Raw genomic sequence first — 17155 nt, forward strand, 5'->3', positions numbered from 1 at the left:
GGATCGGGCGGGGTGGGGTCAGGCGAGCCGGACCCAGCGGGCGACGCTGGGCACGCCCTTCCCGTCGAGGAGGAAGAGCAGGTGGTGGCCGGGCGGGGCGGCCGTCCGCGTCGGCGGGGCCTGGAGGGTGAGGAGTCCCCCCTCGCGCCGCTCGATGCGCAGTTCGACCTGCCGCCGGGAGGCCCCGGCGGGGTGCGCAGCGCCGGCCGGCGCCAGCAGTACGGCTCTGCGGACCCGGTCCGGGGTGCTGGTGCGCACCCGGAAGCGGTCGCCGGGGGCGAGGGGCGCGGCGGGCACCTCGTCGAGCACGGGCCGGGGACCCTGGTGCAGGTAGGCGGGCTCGTAGATCTCGATGGTGCCGTGCGCGCCGTCGCCGGGGTCGGCGTCGTGGGCGGTCTGCTGGAGCTCGTCGCCGGTGATCGCCACCCGGCCGTCGGGCAGGACCAGGGCGTTGGAGCGGTGACCGCGCGGCAGCCGCTGCACCGGGCCCAGCCGCCAGCCGCCCTTGGTGTCGCGCAGCTCCAGCTGCCGGTACTTCGGGTCGGGGGCGGGGCTGAGGAGGCCGCTCGCGTAGTCGTGGATGTCGTACGCGCCGCTCACGGTCAGCAGGGTTCCGTCGGGCAGCAGGAGGGTGCTGTCGTGGGGGCGGCCGGCGGAGGGCGCGTACGAGGGGCCGCCCGCCGCGGCGGGATGGACCCGGGTGGGGAAACGTTCCATCGCCGGGGCCCGGGTGCCCCAGAGCGGCCCGGTGCCGTCCGGGGAGGGCCCCCGGAGGCCGGCCGGCGTCGCCGGCTCGCGGCTCCAGGTCTCCGTCCAGGGGTCGAAGACCGGAGCGAGCCCGCCGTCCGCGCGTGCGCCGTCGCCGCGCGCACCGGGGACGCCCTGGACGACGAGCCTGCCGTCGGGCAGGAGCGCGTGCCCGGTGGGGAAGAAGGGTGCGGCGGCCGGGGGCGGGGAGACGTCCTCGAACGACTCGGCACCGGTGCCCTTCGCCGGGTCCCACAGGGAGGCGCGGCCGGCGCCGGCGGGCCCGAAGGAGAACAGCAGCACCTTGCCGGTGGGCAGCAGCGCGGTGTGCGCACCGGACTCCGGCGAGCCGAAGTACTCCCGGAACGCGCCGTAGAGGGCGGGGCGGAATCCGGCGTTCGCCCGGGCCTGGGACTCCGTCAGGGACGCGAGGCGGGCTGCCCTCACGGTGCGGGGGCGGCCGGCCTCCTCCCGCACCGCGAGGCGGGTGCGCGCCAGCGCCTCGGCACGCTCGGGGCCGAGGGCGCGCGCCTCAGCCGGCGAGACCTCCCGCCGGACCCGCTCACGCACCTGGCCGGGGGTCTGCCGGACGGCGGCGGGGGCGGCGGGGGCGGCGGCCGGACCCGGGGAACCGTCGTGGGCGGCGACGGGTCCGGCGGACAGCAGGGACAGCACGGTGCTCGCGACGAGGGCGCGGGCGACTCCGCGACGGGGCATGCGGAACCCTCACGTGACGGGGGCGGGCGGAACGGGACCGAACCGGACGGCGGAGGAGCCGAACGGGACGGCGGGACGTGGCGGAACCGGACGGCGGACCTGACGGAACCCGACGGGCACCGGACCCGGCCGTGATCACACCCTCCGCGAGAGATCACGAACGCGCGCGCCGGAGCAACTGTTTGAGTGACCGTCCCCTCACTTCGGGTGACCCCCGCCCCGCGTCGGCGGTGCGGCATCATCGTCTGCGTGACGACACGACGCCTGATGCTCCTGGACACCGCCTCCCTCTACTACCGCGCCTACTTCGGCGTGCCCGACTCCGTGAAGGCCCCGGACGGCACCCCCGTCAACGCCGTGCGCGGCCTGCTCGACTTCATCGGCCGGCTGGTGCAGGACCACCGCCCGGACGACCTGGTGGCCTGCATGGACGCCGACTGGCGGCCGCACTGGCGGGTGGAGCTGATCCCCTCCTACAAGGCGCACCGGGTCGCGGAGGCGACGGAGACCGGCCCGGACGTGGAGGAGACCCCGGACACCCTGGCCCCGCAGGTGCCGATCATCGAGGCGGCCCTGGACGCGTTCGGCATCGCCCGGGTGGGGGTCGCCGGGTACGAGGCGGACGACGTGATCGGCACCCTCACCGCCCGCGCCACCGGACCGGTGGACATCGTCACCGGCGACCGGGACCTCTACCAGCTGGTGGACGACGCCCGGCAGCGCCGCGTCCTGTACCCGCTCAAGGGCGTGGGCAGCCTCCAGGTGACGGACGAGGCCTGGCTGCGCGAGAAGTACGGGGTGGACGGCCCCGGGTACGCGCACCTCGCGCTGCTGCGCGGCGACCCGAGCGACGGCCTGCCGGGCGTGCCGGGCATCGGCGAGAAGACGGCGGCCAAGCTGCTGGACGCGTTCGGGGACCTGGCCGGGATCATCGCGGCGATCGGCGACCCGAAGTCGGGACTGACCCCCACCCAGCGCAAGCGCCTGGACGAGTCGCGCGCCTACCTCGAGGTCGCCCCGAAGGTCGTCCAGGTGGCCTCCGACGTCCCGCTCCCGGCCTTCGAAGCGGCCCTCCCGAAGGCCCCCGCCCGGCCGGAGACGGTCGAGGCACTCGCCCATCGGTGGGGTCTGGGAGGAGCGGTGTCACGTCTGAGCAGCGCGCTGCGCTCCTGAGGTGCTAAGTTAGGTAATCCTAAGCTTCGTAGGCGTAAGGGGAGATACCGTGGCAGAAGGACGCGCCCGCACCGTCGGCACCGCAGTCGTCGTACGCACCGAACGACTCACGCCGCACATGGTCCGCCTCGTGCTCGGCGGCGACGGGCTGGCCGGCTTCGACGCGGGCGCGCACACGGACCACTACGTGAAACTCCTCTTCGCGCCCGAGGGCGTGCGGTACGCCGAGCCCTGGGACCTCGACGTCATCCGCGCGACCCACCATCGCGAGGCCTGGCCCCGCCAGCGCGCGTACACGGTCCGCGCCTGGGACCCGGCCCGCCGGGAGCTGACCCTGGACTTCGTCGTGCACGGCGACGAGGGCCTGGCCGGCCCCTGGGCGGCCCGCGTCCAGCCCGGCGAACAGGTCCGCTTCCTCGGCCCCGGCGGCTGCTACGCCCCGGACCCCTCGGCCGGCTGGCACCTCCTCGCCGGCGACGAGAGCGCCCTTCCGGGCATCGCGGCGTCGATGGAACGCATGCCGCGCGGCGCGCTGGTGCACGCCTTCATCGAGGTCGACGGCCCGGCCGACGAGCAGGACATCCGCACCCCGGACGGCGTCTCCCCGGTATGGCTGCACCGCGGTGACCGCCCCGTGGGCGCGGCGCTGGTCGAGGCGGTCACCTCCCTGCACTTCCCCTCCACCGACGTGCACGCCTTCGTCCACGGCGAGGCGGGCTTCGTCAAGGAGCTCCGCCGCCACCTCCGGCTGGACCGCGGCGTGGCGCGCGAGCGGCTGTCGATCTCGGGCTACTGGCGCCTGGGCGAGACGGACGAGGGCTGGCGCGCCATCAAGCGCGACTGGAACGCCACGGTGGAAGCCGAACAGGACCTCCCGGCCCGCGCCGCCGCCTGAGCGCCGCCCCGCGCCCCCCGACGAGCGCGCGGCGCCGGATGCGGATCAGCTCGCCGCGCCGCCGCGGTACCCCGCCGCGCCGCCCCGCGCCCCGCGCCAGCTGGGAAGACTCGGGCCCGATCGGCGCTGCTTGACGACACGCCCAGGGGACGACCGGCGGATCAGCGCCGCATCACCCGGGGCCCCCGCCACCGCTCGTGGACACCCTCAAGGCGGCAAGCCGCCCGGCCGGGCGGGCCACGCCTCCGGCCGTGCCCCGCCGTGCCCCGCCGGGCACCGCCCAGGCCCCGCCGGAGGCCGGTACGGCCGCCCCCGCCCGAGCGGCGCGGCGGCGGCGCCGGGCGGACAATGAGCCCATGCGTACGTTCCGGGCAGCCGGACTCGCCGGCGCCGCGGTCCTGATGGCGACCGCGGCCGCGTCGGCGGCGCCCGCTCCTCCCCCGCCCCCCGCTCCGCGCCTCACCGACGCCGCCGTCGCCGCCGCGGTCGCCCGGCTCGACGCCACCGTCACCGCCGGCATGCGCCGGACCGGCGTACCGGGCGTCTCCGTCGCGGTCGTCCACGACGACAAGGTCGTCTACCTCAAGGGCTTCGGACTCCGCCGCACCGGCGACGCCGCCGAGGTCGGCCCCGACACCGTCTTCCAGCTGGCCTCCGTCTCCAAACCCGTCACCACCACCGTCATCGCCGGAGCCCTCAGCTCCCCCGGGGCCTGGGACGAACCCCTCGCCGGCACCCTCCCCGGCTTCGCCCTCAAAGACCCCTGGGTCACCTCGCACGTCACGCCCGCCGACCTGCTCTCGCACCGCAGCGGCCTCCCCGACCACGCCGGGGACCTCCTGGAGGACCTCGGCTACGACCAGGCGTACATCCTGCGCCACCTCCGCGAGGAACCGCTGACCCCCTTCCGCGCCGGCTACGCGTACACCAACTTCGGGTTCACCGCCGCCGCCGAGGCCATCGCCCGCGACCACGGCGTGAGCTGGCAGAAGCTCAGCGAGGACACCCTCTTCAAGCCCGCCGGCATGACCCGCACCAGCACCGCGTTCTCCGCCTACGCGAAGGCCCCGGACCGGGCGTCCGGCCACGTGCGGAACGCCGACGGCACCTGGAGCCCCCGCTACGTCCGCGACGCCGACGCCCAGACCCCGGCGGGCGGGACCAGCTCCACCGCCCGCGACATGGCCCGCTGGCTGCGGCTCCAGCTGAACACCGGCACCCTCGACGGGAAGCGCGTCATCCCCGAGGACACCCTCGACCGCACCCGCCTCCCCGAGATCGTCTCGCAGGCCCGGACCCCCCGCGGCACCCCGCAGTTCTACGGGCTCGGCTGGAACGTCAACTACGACGACGCCGGCCGGCTGCGCCTGAGCCACTCCGGCGGCTTCGAACTCGGCGCCAACACCAACGTCACGATGGTCCCGCTGGAGCGCCTCGGCATCGTCGTCCTGACCAACGGCTCCCCCGTCGGCCTGGCGGACTCCGTCGCCCTGGACTTCTTCGACATCGCCGAGCACGGCAAGCCGACCGCCGACTGGCTGGCGCTCATCGCCGCCACGTACGCGCAGCTGGACGCCGCGGGCCGGTCCGACACCGACTACGCCCGCCCCCCGGCCGGCGCGAAGCCCGCCCGTGACGACGGCGTCTACACCGGCACCTACGAGAACCCGTACTACGGCCCCCTCACCGTCGCCGCCGACCCCTCCGGCAAGGGTCTGGTCCTCTCCCTCGGCCCGAAGCCGACGCGCTTCCCCCTGACCCACTACGACGGCGACACGTTCAGCTTCGAGACGGCCGGCGAGAACGCCGTCGGCCGCACCGGGGTGTTCTTCTCCGACGGCCGGGTCCGCGTCGAGTACCTCGACCAGAACCACCTCGGCACCTTCACCCGGAAGTAGCCCCCTACCCTGGTCCCGATGAGCCGCAGATCCCACATCCCGCCCGCACCCCTCCCCCAGCAGGCCGGCATCGACCCCGTCCGGATGCGCCTGCCCCCCGACCACGAGGGCAGGTGGCCCCGGCTCGGCGACTACCTGACCGAGCGGTACGCCGGCACGCGCGGCTCCGAGTCCATGGCCCGGCTGCTCGCGGCCGGCCGGGTGCTCGGCGAGGGCGGCCGGGTGCTGCGGCACGAGGACCCGTACGAGCCGGGCGGCTGGCTCTGGTTCCACCGGGACATGCCGCCCGAGCCCCCCGTGCCGTTCCCGATCCGCGTGGTCCACCGCGACCCGCACCTCCTGGTGGTGGACAAGCCGCACTTCCTGGCGACCACCCCGCGCGGCACCCACGTCACCGAGACGGCCCTGGCCCGGCTGCGCCGCGAACTGGACCTGCCGGCCCTGAGCCCGGCCCACCGCCTGGACCGGATGACGGCCGGGCTGGTGATGTTCAGCATCCGGCCCGAGGACCGCGGCGCCTACCAGACGCTGTTCCAGCGGCGCCTGGTCCACAAGGAGTACGAGGCCCTCGCGGCCCACGACCCGTCGGTGGAGCTGCCCCGGCTGGTCCGCAGCCACATCGAGAAGACCCGCGGGGTGATGGCCGCGGTGGAGGTGCCCGGCGCCGAACCGAACGCCGAGAGCCTGATCGAGCTCGCCGAGACCCGCGACGGCCTGGGCCGCTACCGGCTCACCCCGCACACCGGGCGCACCCACCAGCTGCGGGTGCACATGAACGGTCTGGGCCTGCCCATCCTGGGCGATCCCGTGTACCCGGTGGTGGCCGAGGCGGCCGGCCCGGCGGACTACCGGCGTCCGCTCCAGCTGCTGGCCCGCGTCCTGGCCTTCACCGACCCCGTCACGGGGGTCGCCCACCGCCTGGAGAGCGGGCTCACCCTCCAGGCCTGGCGGGACCGCGCGGGCTGGGAGGCCGGTCCGGCGGTGTGAGCCCGGCGATCCGCAGGGCGGCATCGGCGGCGGCCTCCGCGAAGGACGCGACCGGGCGTCGCGGATCGGAGCGGCGGACCAGCATGACGCCCTCGACCAGGCCGAAGACCAGGTCGTTGCGCAGGGCCAGCCCTGCCCCGTCCCCGTCGGCGGCCAGTGCGGCTCCCGCCGGGGTCGCGGCGAGCAACGCCCGGTAGCCCTCCCGCAGTTCCCGGCGCATCCGCCGGAACCCGGCCAGCCGCCGGCAGCGCAGCTCGGGCAGCAGGTAGAGGGCGCCCAGGTCGTACGGTCCCCCGCACAGCAGCAGCACGTCCGAGCGGCACAGCTCCCACAGCCGTACGGCGGCGGGCCGGCCGGTGTCGGCGAGCAGCCGGCGGGAGAGCTCCAGCGAGGGCGCGACCGTGGACTCCAGGAGTTCGGCGAGGAGTTCTTCCTTGCCGCCGAAGTAGTGGTACATCGTGGCCTGGCGCATTCCGGCCCGTTCGGCCACGGCCCGGGTGGTGGTGGCCGCGTACCCGCGGACCGTGAACAGCTCGGCCGCCGCGCGCAGGAGTTCCTCGCGCGGCGGCCGTCCGCTGTCCGCTCTCAGCCGGTCGGCGCGCGGCCGGCCGACCCGTCTCGGACCCTCGCCCGTTCCCCCGCTCATACGCCGATCGTCGCACAGGACGTGCCGTGACGATCATGGCAGGAGATGAGACCCGGACTTCGGGGGCTTCGGAGGAAGCCCCAAGTCCCGGCTACCCGACGGAGCTGTAGGCCACGACACCCCGCAGCAGGGCGTCGACGGCCTTGCGGGCGTTGCGCGCCACCGTGCTGCCGCCCGCCGAGGACGGCGGGGCCGTGGAGGCGGGAGCCGCCTGCGCGATCTGCCCGAGGACGTCGATGACCTGCTTGCACCAGCGCACGAAGTCGCCGGCCGGCATCTCCGCCTCCCGCAGGACCTCGTCCAGACTCTTGTCGGAGGCCCACTGGTAGGCCGCCCACGCGAATCCCAGGTCCGGCTCGCGCTGGCCGACGCCCTCCGCCTGGTTGATGCGGTGCTCCTCCTCCAGCGCGTCGAGCCGGCCCCAGATGCGGACCATCTCGCCCAGCGCCGCCTTGGCCGCGCCGCCCGGCACCTTCGGCGGGGCCGCGTCGTCGGACTGCCGGGCCTCGAAGACCAAGGCCGAGACGCAGGCGGCGAGTTCGGCGGGGCTGAGGCCCTCCCAGACGCCTTCGCGCAGGCACTCCGAGGCCAGCAGGTCCAGCTCCCCGTAGAGCCGGGCCAGGCGCTTGCCGTGCGCGGTGACCTCGTCCTCGCGCAGGTAGTCCAGCTCGGTCAGCAGGGCGTGGATCCGGTCGAAGGTGCGGGCGATGGTGTTCGTCCGGCCCTCGATGCGCCGCTCCAGCTGCTGGGTGTCCCGCTTGAGGCGGTGGTAGCGCTCCGCCCAGCGGGCGTGGTCCTCGCGCTCGTCGCAGCCGTGGCAGGGGTGCGCCCGCAGCTCGGTCCGCAGCCGGGCGATCTCGCGGTCGTCGGCCGCGGCGGCCCGGCCCGGCCGGTGCCGCTGCGGGTGGACGTGCCCGGCCTTGTTGCGCAGCGCCGTCGCCAGGTCCCTGCGGGACTGCGGGGAGCGCGGGTTGAAGGTCTTGGGGATCCGCATCCGGTCGATGGCCTCGACCGGCACCGGGAAGTCGATCGCGGCGAGCCGCTTCACCTGCCGTTCGGCGGTGAGCACCAGCGGGCGGGGGCCCTCGTGGTAGTCGTGCCCGCGGTGTCCGTTGACGCGCCCGCCCGGCACGCCCGGGTCCAGGACCAGGGCCAGCCCGGCGAACTTGCCCGTCGGCACGTGGATGACGTCGCCCGGCTTCAGCTTCTCCAGCGAGCCGGCCGCCTGTGCCCGGCGCTGGGCGGCGCCCTGCTTGGCGAGGTCGGTCTCGCGGTCCTTGAGCTCGCGGCGCAGCCGCGCGTACTCCTCGAAGTCGCCGAGGTGGCAGGTCATGCCCTCCCGGTAGCCTTCCAGGCCCTCCTCGTTGCGCTGGACCTGGCGGGAGATCCCGACGACCGCGCGGTCCGCCTGGAACTGCGCGAAGGAGGTCTCCAGCAGTTCCCGGGAGCGGTGCCGGCCGAACTGGGAGACCAGGTTGACGGCCATGTTGTACGAGGGCCGGAAGCTGGAGCGCAGCGGATAGGTGCGGGTTCCGGCGAGCCCGGCGAGCTGCACCGGGTCCATGCCGCGCTGCCACAGCACCACCGCGTGGCCCTCGACGTCGATGCCGCGCCGCCCGGCCCGGCCGGTGAGCTGCGTGTACTCGCCGGGGGTGATGTCGGCGTGCTGCTCGCCGTTCCACTTGACCAGCTTCTCCAGGATGACCGTGCGCGCGGGCATGTTGATGCCGAGCGCGAGGGTCTCGGTGGCGAAGACGGCCTTGACGAGGCCGCGTACGAACAGTTCCTCGACGACCTCCTTGAAGGTGGGCAGCATGCCCGCGTGGTGCGCGGCGATGCCCCGCTCCAGGCCTTCGAGCCACTCGTAGTAGCCCAGGACGTGCAGGTCCTCGGCGGGGATGGAGGCGGTCCGCTCCTCGACGATCTCCCGGACCCGCACGCGGGCCGCGTCGTCGTTGAGCCGCAGGCCCGCGTACAGGCACTGCTGGACGGCGGCTTCGCACCCGGCCCGGCTGAAGATGAAGTTGATGGCGGGCAGTAGGTCGTCGTTGTCGAGCCGCGCGATCACCTCGGGGCGGCTGGGGGTCCAGATCCGGCTGCGGGAGCGGCGCTCGCGCTCGCGGTCGGCCTCGCGGACCATCTTGCCGCGCCGCCGGTCCTTGGGGCTGTAGCCGCGGCTGTTCTCCTCGCGGGCCATGCGCAGCAGGTCGGGGTTGACCTCGCGGCGGGCGGAGCCGCGGCCTCCGTGGTCGGACTCCTCCTCGAAGAGGTCGTAGATCCGGCGTCCGGCCATCACGTGCTGCCACAGCGGTACGGGCCGCTCCTCGGAGACGATGACCTCGGTGTCGCCGCGCACGGTGTCGAGCCAGTCGCCGAACTCCTCGGCATTGGAGACGGTCGCGGAGAGCGAGACCAGCGTCACCGACTCGGGGAGGTGGATGATCACTTCCTCCCAGACGGCGCCGCGGAACCGGTCGGAGAGGTAGTGCACCTCGTCCATCACGACGTACCCGAGCCCGCCGAGCGCCTGCGAGCCCGCGTAGAGCATGTTGCGGAGCACCTCGGTGGTCATCACGACCACGGGGGCGTCGCCGTTGACGCTGTTGTCACCGGTCAGCAGGCCCACCTTCGCGGCGCCGTAGCGCTTGACGAGGTCGGCGTACTTCTGGTTCGACAGGGCCTTGATCGGAGTCGTGTAGAAGCACTTGCGGCCCTGCTGGAGGGCCAGGTGCACGGCGAACTCGCCCACGATGGTCTTGCCCGAGCCGGTCGGGGCGGCCACCAGGACGCCCTTGCCGGCCTCCAGTGCCTTACAGGCCTCGATCTGGTACGGATCCAGGTCGAAGGAGTACATCTCGCGGAAGGGGGCCAGGGCGGAGGCCTCTTCGGCGGCGCGGATCCGGGCAGCGGCGTACCGCTCGGCGGGTGAGAGTTCTTCGGTCATCTTGCTCTCGAGCCTACCCGCCGCCCCTGACAACAGTCGCGATCATTTAAGTGAGGCTGGAGCGCCCCGGGCACGCTCGCGCCCGGGGGGCCTGCGGTCAGGTGGCGTCGTCGTAGCCGTTGATCTGGCGGCGTCCGCCGTCGTCCTGCACGGGCAGGGGCGAGGCGGCCGGGGCCGCTCCCGTCGCGCCGATCGGGGCCGGGGTCAGGTCCAGCTCGGAGGCCTCGTCGTCGTCGAGCCCGGCGTCGGGGTCGTTGCGCCTGCGCCGCCGGTCGTTCAGCAGGCAGATGCCGAGGGCGATGAAGTACAGGGCCACGATCGGGGAGGCCAGCGTCAGCATGGTCACCGGGTCGCCGGTGGGCGTGGCGAACGCCGCGAAGACCGTGATGCCGAGGACCATGGCACGCCACCAGCTGCCCAGCCGCTTCCCGCTGAGGACGCCGGTGAAGTTCAGCAGCACCAGCATCAGCGGCAGCTCGAAGGCGATGCCGAAGACGACGACCATGCGCGTGACCAGGTCGAGGTAGTCGTCGACCGGGAGCAGGTTCTTGACGTGGTCGGGGGTGAAGCCGAGGAGGATCTCCGCCGTCTGCGGCAGGATCTTGTACGCGAGCACCGCGCCGGCGACGAAGAGGGGCGCGCCCACCGCGACGAAGCTCAGCGCGTACTTCTTCTCGTTCCGGTGCAGGCCGGGCGCGGCGAACGCCCAGAGCTGGTACAGCCAGACCGGGGCGGAGAGCACGATGCCGGCGGACAGGCCGACCTTCAGCGCGATGGAGAAGGGCGCGGTCAGGCCGTTGGTGGTCATCTCGGCGCAGGGAGCACCGTTGCGCTGGTGCGTCGCGCCGTTGGTGCAGCCCACGGACGACAGCATCGGCTCCAGCAGGAAGTCGATGATCGGCCGGTAGAAGTAGGCCGCGACGACCGTGACCACGATGATCGCCAGAACCGACTTCAGCAGCCGGTTCCTCAGCTCACGCAGGTGCTCGACCAGCGGCATCCGCCCTTCGGCGTCCTTCGCCTGCCGGTCTCGTTTCCCCTGCTTGCGGGCAGACTTGAGCAACCCACGTCCCTTGTCTCGTTGCAGATGACTGGCGTGACGGCGACCGCCGCGCGTCAGCCCTGGGTGGTGCGGTTCGGCTCGTTGACGGGCCGGGCGCTGGTGACGTCACCGGGCGCGGCCTGGATGCTGCGGGGGGCGGCGGGCTGCTGGGCGGCCTGGTCGGCGGCCGGGGCGGCGGCGGCGTCCTCGGCCTCGCCGTCCTTCTTCATCGCCTTGGCCTCGCTCTTGAGGATGCGGGCCGACTTGCCGAGCGAGCGGGCCATCTCGGGGAGCTTCTTGGCGCCGAACAGCAGCACGATGACAGCGATGATCAGAAGGATCTCAAGGGGCTTCAGATTGCCGATCATGTGTGTCTTCCTTCTCACCGAAACGGCTGGTTGTGGTGGCCAGGCGATTCCGGACAAAGATCCGGTACCGCTCTGACATGGATCGTAACCCCCGACGGTTAACGCCCGGCAATCCCCGGGGGGCTGCGCGATTGCCTGCCGCACCCGACGGTACGGGTCCGGCTCCGCGGTTTCCATATCCGGAAGACCGCGTGCTGGCCGCGCGACCGCTACGGGGCCGCCGCGCGCCCCGCCCGGGCGAGGTCGCAAGCGGCCCGTTCCAGGTCGCCCGAGGCCTCGGTGATCCGGCGGCTGGCCAGCGCGACCTGCCCGGACAGCCGCCGCACCTCCAGGAAGACCCGCAGGGCGAGGACGGACAGGACGGCGAGCCCGAGGAATCCCAGGGCGATCGCGAGCATCGGCCACAGCATGCCAAGAGCCTAGCGCCCCGCCCTCACACACTGCGCAGGGTGCTCACTCCCCCGCCCGTCAGCAGCTCCACGATGCGCTCACCGGCCGGTTTGCGGACCGCCGCCGCGCACTGCGGGCAGGTGAAGGAGTAGAAGGTGGTGCGCCGGCTGCCCCCGATCGCCAGGCGCAGCGCGTCCGCCGCGAGCTCGAAACGCGCCCGGCACTCGGGACAGGCCGCCTTGAACGTGACCGGTACGAGACCTGCTGATCGCGACATCGCTCCCCGCTCCCCCTAGACCTGTTCCCCGTACCCCGCGAGTGCTTCTCCAGCTGCTTTCCGCGCGCTCTCCGCCAGCTCCGGCGGCGACACGATCCGCCCGTCCCGGCCCAGGCGCAGCGCGAGCCGGCGCAGCGAGGCCGGGTCGGGGCTGCGCAGCGTGATCCTCAGGCCCCCGCCGGGCAGCTCCTCGGCGCTGTCGTGGGGGTAGTACTCGGCGACCCAGCGACCGCCCGGACCCACCTCGACGACCACCTCCGGGTCCTCGGCGGCCGGCTGCACGAGGCCCACGGACAGGTCGCGCGGCTCGATCGCGGGCGGCTCGGCCCGCTCGTCGAGCAGCCTGATCTCGGCGACCCGGTCGAGCCGGAAGGTGCGCCGGGCCTCCGAGAGGTGGCACCAGCCCTCCAGGTAGGTGTGGCCGACCGCGAAGAGCCGGATCGGGTCGACGGTGCGCTCGGTCAGCTCGTCACGGGCCGGCGAGTAGTAGCGCAGCCACAGCCGGCGCCGCTCGGAGATGGCCCGGTCGACGTCCGCGAAGACCCCGCCCTCCGACTCGAAGGTCACCGACAGCCGGGAGCTGGCCCCGGCGGCCTCCCCCGCGGCGGCCTCGAGCTTGGCGGTGGCCCGCAGCAGCGCGTCCCGGTCGCTCTCGCGCAGCCCGGGCAGGGTGGCGACGGCTCGGGCGGCGACCAGCAGGGAGGTGGCCTCGTCGGCGGCGAGCCGCAGCGGCTCGGCGGTGGACTCCCCCGAGGCGTCGGCGTTGTGCCACCAGATGCGGTCGCCGTCGGTGTCGATGTCGAGCAGGTCACCGCCGCGGAAGCTGGTGCCGCACATGGGCAGCACGTCGAGGTCGGAGATCAGCTCGTCCTCGGTGATCCCGAAGGCGCGGGCGACGTCCGCGACGTGCGCGCCGGGGCGCTCGCGCAGGTAGGTCACCAGGGACAGCATCCGGCGGGTCTGGTCGATGGCGTTGGCGGCCATGCTGCTACGTCTCCCCCTCAGGGCGTTGCTGCTGTTGTTGTTCGGGTTCAGCCCTGGGCGACGGCGCGCAGCCGGTCCACCACGTCGGCCCGCAGGTCCGCCGGGCCCACCACGACGACGTCGGGGCCGAACTCCACGAGCCAGGCGTCCAGCCCGTGCCCGTACGGGATCTCCAGCTCGTCCCAGCCGTCCCCGCCCTCGCGCACGGCGGTGGCCTTCGCCCGCAGCGGGTAGCCGGCCCCGGCGCGCAGCCGGATCAGGGCGGTGCGCTGGGCGCCCTCGCCGGCCCAGGCCGCCACGGTCTCGCGTACGGTCACCACGTCCGGCACGTCCGCGGTGTACTTCCCGGCCCGCGAACGGACCTTGCCCGTGATCCGGGAGAGCCGGAAGACCCGCTCCGCCCCCCGGTCGCGGTCGTAGCCGGCCAGGTACCAGTGGCCCCGCCAGCACTCCAGGGCCCACGGCTCCACCTGGCGGGGCTCGGGCCGCGCCGCGTTGGACTTGCGGTACTCGAAGACCACCGGCCGCCGGTCGCGGCAGGCCAGCATCAGCGGCTCGAAGGCCGCCTCGTGGACGGGGATCCGCGGCTCGATGGCGCTGTGCTGCCCCTCGTACGGATCACCGGCCTCCGGCATCCCGCCCGCGCGCAGCTTCTGCAGCGCCCCGCTGGCCGCGCCCGCGAGGCGGGCCTGCTGCCACACCTTGGCCGCCAGCCCGAGGGCCGCGGCCTCCTCCGCGTCGAGGGAGACGGGCGGCAGCCGGTTGCTGTCCCGGCGGGCCAGGTAGCCGGTCTCGCCCTCCAGGTTCTCCACCGTCTCGATCACCAGACCGAGCTCGCGCAGATCGTCCTTGTCCCGCTCGAACATCCGGTTGAACGACTCGTCGTTCCCCGCTTCGAGATAGGCCTCGATCGAACCGCGCAGCTCACGCTTGCTGAGGGGACGGCGCGTCCCCAGCAGACACAGCGCCAGGTTCATCAGCCGCTCGGCCTTGGCAATCGCCATCGACGCCCATCCCCCACTCTTCGGCACACACTCGTGACCGTTGACCGTACCGCCCCCGCGGTCCCCGGCAAAAGCGAGGGCCCCCGCCTCACGGCGGGGGCCCTCCATGATCACAACGCGTGAGATCAGACGCCCATCAGGTCACAGACGAAGATCAGCGTCTCGCCCGGCTTGATGGCGCCGCCGGCACCCCGGTCACCGTAGGCGAGGTGGGCGGGGATCGTCAGCTTGCGGCGGCCCCCGACCTTCATGCCCTGGATGCCCTGGTCCCAGCCCGGGATGACCTGGCCGATGCCCAGGATGAACTGCAGCGGGGCGCCGCGGTTCCAGGACGCGTCGAACTCCTCACCGGAGGAGAAGGCCACGCCCACGTAGTGGACGGAGACCTTGTTGCCCGCCGTGGCCACGGCGCCGTCGCCCTCCCAGATGTCCTCGATGACCAGGTCGGTGGGGACCGGGCCCTCGGGGAAGTCGATCTCGGGCTTCTCGAGCTTGTCGCTCACGGAACTGCTCCTCATACCTACGAAACGGTGTACAACCGGAACAGTCTTACACTGCTCCGACGATGTCCACGACGAAGACCAGCGTGGAGTTGGCCGGCAGGTCCTCACCCTTGGCCTGGTCCTTGTACGCCTGCTCCGGCGGGATCACCAGCAGCACGCGGCTGCCGACCTTCTTGCCCACCAGACCCTTGTCCCAGCCCTCGATGACCTGGCCCTGGCCGATCTTGGTCGAGAACGGGGCGCCCGTCTTCCACGACGTGTCGAAGAGCTTCGCGGAGTCCTTGCCCTGGTTCGGCGCCCAGGCCGCACCGCTGTACTGCATGTAGACCGTCTGGCCGTTCTTGACCTCGGCGCCCTTGCCCTCGATCAGGACCCGGTCGACCAGCTCCTTCGGAGGGTCGTTCTTCGGGATCGTGATCGTCGCGGCCTTCTCCTCGTCGGCCTTGACCTGCGGCAGCTCCGACGGGATCGGCGCCTGCGTGCCCTCGGCCTTCTTCGGCAGCACCGAATCGACGTCGAGGACGAACACCAGGTTGTCCTTCGGGCCCACACCCAGCTGGGACTGGCCCTGCTCACCGAACGCCGCCGCCGGCGGGGCGACGACCAGCACACGGCTGCCGACCTTCTTGCCCAGCACCGACTCGCTGAACAGCGGCAGGATCTGCTGCGAGCCGGCCGGGACGACCAGCGGCTGGCCCTCCGGGTCGTAGGAGCCGCTCAGCTCCTTGCCGCTCTTCCACACCTTGCCCGTGTACTTCGTGACCACGAGATCGTCCTTCTTGATCTCCGGCCCCGAACCCTCCTTGAGGGTGTTCACCACGAACTTGCCGCTCGGCTCGCCCTTGGGAACCGTGATCTCCGCCTTCTTGCCGGCCTCGCCGGCCACCGTCGGCATCGGGTCGGCCGACGCCACCGGCTTCGGCACCTCCGTCTTCGCGGCATCGGCCGACGGCGACGCGGAGGGATCCTTCTTCCCGGAGTCCTCGCCCCCTCCGCAGGCCGCGGTGAGCATCAGAGCCGGCACGATGAGCGCGGCAGCAAGTCGGCGTCGCACAATGGTCCTCAGGGTCGCTGGAATGGTCCGTCGTAGCGGCCCACTCTACGGGCTGACCCCTCGGCGACAAGGCCGTGGCGTGCGAAGACCCCGTACGCCACAGCGCACGGGGTCCCGGCCGCACCAGGTCACATGCCGGCGATCAGCTTCTCCACCCGGTCGTCCACCGACCGGAACGGGTCCTTGCACAGCACCGTGCGCTGCGCCTGGTCATTGAGCTTCAGGTGCACCCAGTCGACCGTGAAGTCCCGCCGCTGCTCCTGCGCCCGGCGGATGAAGTCGCCGCGCAGCCTGGCCCGGGTGGTCTGCGGGGGCACCGACTTGCCCTCGAAGATCTTCAGGTCGTTGCACACCCGCGCCGCCTGCCCCTTGCGCTCCAGCAGGTAGTACAGGCCCCGCCGGCGGTGGATGTCGTGGTACGCGAGGTCTATCTGGGCGACCCGCGGATTGGACATCGTCATGTTGTGCTTGGCCCGGTACCGCTCGATCAGCTGGTACTTCATCACCCAGTCGATCTCCGTGCCGATCCGGTCCAGGTCCTGCGCCTCGATGGCCTCCAGCGTCCGGCCCCACAGCTCCAGGACCTGCGCCACCACCCCCGTACGGATGCCCCGCCGGTCGGCGAAGTCCAGGGCCTTGTCGAAGTACTCCCGCTGGATCTCCAGCGCCGAGGCCTCCCGGCCACTGGCCAGACGCACCTTGCGCTGGCCCGTGATGTCGTGGCTGACCTCCCGGATCGCCCGGATCGGGTTCTCCAGCGTCAGGTCCCGCATCACCGTCCCCGCCTCGATCATCCGCAGCACGAGGTCCGTGGCGCCCACCTTGAGCAGCATCGTCGTCTCGGACATGTTCGAGTCGCCCACGATGACGTGCAGCCTGCGGTAACGCTCCGCGTCGGCGTGCGGCTCGTCGCGCGTGTTGATGATCGGCCGGGAACGGGTCGTCGCGGAGCTGACGCCCTCCCAGATGTGCTCGGCCCGCTGGCTGACGCAGTAGACCGCGCCCCTGGGCGTCTGCAGCACCTTGCCCGCGCCACAGATCAGCTGACGCGTGACGAGGAACGGAATCAGGATGTCCGCGAGGCGGGAGAATTCTCCGTGCCGGGCCACGAGGTAGTTCTCGTGACACCCGTACGAATTGCCCGCCGAGTCGGTGTTGTTCTTGAAGAGGTAGACGTCGCCCGCGATTCCCTCCTCGTGCAGGCGGCGTTCGGCGTCGACGAGCAGGCCCTCGAGAATGCGCTCGCCGGCCTTGTCGTGCGTGACCAGTTCGGTCAGGTTGTCGCATTCGGGTGTTGCATATTCCGGATGCGAACCCACGTCGAGGTAGAGGCGGGCGCCGTTCCGCAGGAACACATTGCTGCTGCGGCCCCATGACACAACACGGCGGAAGAGGTAGCGCGCCACTTCGTCAGGAGACAGTCGGCGCTGTCCCCTGAACGTGCACGTGACGCCGTACTCGTTCTCCAGCCCGAAAATGCGGCGGTCCATGACTGAACATTACGCCTTCCGCACACTTCTGAAACC

The 17155-nt window shown here is 72.8% G+C and carries 16 protein-coding genes; 4 read left to right on the forward strand and 12 right to left on the reverse strand.

All coding sequences use genetic code 11. The annotated features are described in order from the left end of the window. Positions 1 to 18: 18 nt before the first annotated feature. Positions 19 to 1464, reverse strand: coding sequence for a galactose oxidase early set domain-containing protein (locus ACZ514_RS17775; RefSeq protein ID WP_469125106.1), 1446 nt, complete (start codon positions 1462 to 1464; stop codon positions 19 to 21). A 267-nt stretch (positions 1465 to 1731) separates the two neighbouring features. On the opposite strand from ACZ514_RS17775, the gene ACZ514_RS17780 reads away from it, so the two are divergent. From ACZ514_RS17780 to ACZ514_RS17795, 4 genes are all read left to right on the forward strand, one after another. Further along, entirely contained in the window at positions 1732 to 2637 is a 906-nt protein-coding gene (locus ACZ514_RS17780) for a 5'-3' exonuclease (RefSeq protein ID WP_469125119.1), read from the forward strand. A gap of 49 nt (positions 2638 to 2686) precedes the next feature. Continuing rightward, on the forward strand, positions 2687 to 3532 hold the full coding sequence (locus ACZ514_RS17785; protein ID WP_469125107.1) for a siderophore-interacting protein: 846 nt from the start codon (positions 2687 to 2689) through the stop codon (positions 3530 to 3532). 356 nt (positions 3533 to 3888) lie between these two features. Then, the gene (locus tag ACZ514_RS17790; protein WP_469125108.1) at positions 3889 to 5430 is read left to right on the forward strand and encodes a serine hydrolase; all 1542 of its coding nucleotides are present in this window, start codon (positions 3889 to 3891) and stop codon (positions 5428 to 5430) included. Positions 5431 to 5448: 18 nt separating this feature from the next. Continuing rightward, positions 5449 to 6417, forward strand: a complete 969-nt coding sequence (locus ACZ514_RS17795; RefSeq protein WP_469125109.1) for a pseudouridine synthase — start codon at positions 5449 to 5451, stop codon at positions 6415 to 6417. Here the strand turns inward: ACZ514_RS17795 and ACZ514_RS17800 are convergent. From ACZ514_RS17800 to pafA, 11 genes are all read right to left on the reverse strand, one after another. Further along, the gene (locus tag ACZ514_RS17800) at positions 6362 to 7063 is read right to left on the reverse strand and encodes a TetR/AcrR family transcriptional regulator (RefSeq protein WP_469125110.1); all 702 of its coding nucleotides are present in this window, start codon (positions 7061 to 7063) and stop codon (positions 6362 to 6364) included. The two genes, ACZ514_RS17795 and ACZ514_RS17800, sit on opposite strands and share 56 nt — an antisense overlap. A gap of 91 nt (positions 7064 to 7154) precedes the next feature. Next, positions 7155 to 10007: a DEAD/DEAH box helicase gene (locus ACZ514_RS17805; RefSeq protein ID WP_469125111.1), complete on the reverse strand. Its 2853-nt coding sequence runs from the start codon at positions 10005 to 10007 to the stop codon at positions 7155 to 7157. A 97-nt stretch (positions 10008 to 10104) separates the two neighbouring features. Then, the gene (gene tatC / locus ACZ514_RS17810; RefSeq protein WP_468169348.1) at positions 10105 to 11070 is read right to left on the reverse strand and encodes a twin-arginine translocase subunit TatC; all 966 of its coding nucleotides are present in this window, start codon (positions 11068 to 11070) and stop codon (positions 10105 to 10107) included. 53 nt (positions 11071 to 11123) lie between these two features. Then, positions 11124 to 11417 carry a Sec-independent protein translocase subunit TatA gene (tatA, locus tag ACZ514_RS17815; protein ID WP_469125112.1) on the reverse strand — a complete coding sequence of 98 codons (294 nt, stop codon included), beginning with the start codon at positions 11415 to 11417 and terminating at the stop codon, positions 11124 to 11126. A 209-nt stretch (positions 11418 to 11626) separates the two neighbouring features. Beyond that, positions 11627 to 11827 (reverse strand): hypothetical protein, encoded by a 201-nt coding sequence (locus tag ACZ514_RS17820; protein WP_468169354.1) that lies wholly within the window; start codon positions 11825 to 11827, stop codon positions 11627 to 11629. A gap of 23 nt (positions 11828 to 11850) precedes the next feature. Further along, the gene (locus ACZ514_RS17825; RefSeq protein WP_468169357.1) at positions 11851 to 12084 is read right to left on the reverse strand and encodes a hypothetical protein; all 234 of its coding nucleotides are present in this window, start codon (positions 12082 to 12084) and stop codon (positions 11851 to 11853) included. 15 nt (positions 12085 to 12099) lie between these two features. Further along, the gene (locus ACZ514_RS17830; RefSeq protein WP_468169360.1) at positions 12100 to 13068 is read right to left on the reverse strand and encodes a helix-turn-helix transcriptional regulator; all 969 of its coding nucleotides are present in this window, start codon (positions 13066 to 13068) and stop codon (positions 12100 to 12102) included. A gap of 47 nt (positions 13069 to 13115) precedes the next feature. Continuing rightward, positions 13116 to 14072, reverse strand: coding sequence for a helix-turn-helix transcriptional regulator (locus tag ACZ514_RS17835; RefSeq protein ID WP_468169363.1), 957 nt, complete (start codon positions 14070 to 14072; stop codon positions 13116 to 13118). 125 nt (positions 14073 to 14197) lie between these two features. After that, positions 14198 to 14590, reverse strand: a complete 393-nt coding sequence (locus tag ACZ514_RS17840) for an FKBP-type peptidyl-prolyl cis-trans isomerase (RefSeq protein WP_468169366.1) — start codon at positions 14588 to 14590, stop codon at positions 14198 to 14200. A gap of 31 nt (positions 14591 to 14621) precedes the next feature. After that, positions 14622 to 15629 (reverse strand): FKBP-type peptidyl-prolyl cis-trans isomerase, encoded by a 1008-nt coding sequence (locus ACZ514_RS17845; protein WP_468169369.1) that lies wholly within the window; start codon positions 15627 to 15629, stop codon positions 14622 to 14624. A gap of 128 nt (positions 15630 to 15757) precedes the next feature. Continuing rightward, a complete protein-coding gene (gene pafA / locus ACZ514_RS17850; protein WP_467891796.1) occupies positions 15758 to 17119 on the reverse strand; it encodes a Pup--protein ligase in 1362 nt (453 codons plus the stop codon). Positions 17120 to 17155 lie beyond the last annotated feature (36 nt).

Source organism: Streptomyces sp. NPDC034086 (genome assembly GCF_055575515.1).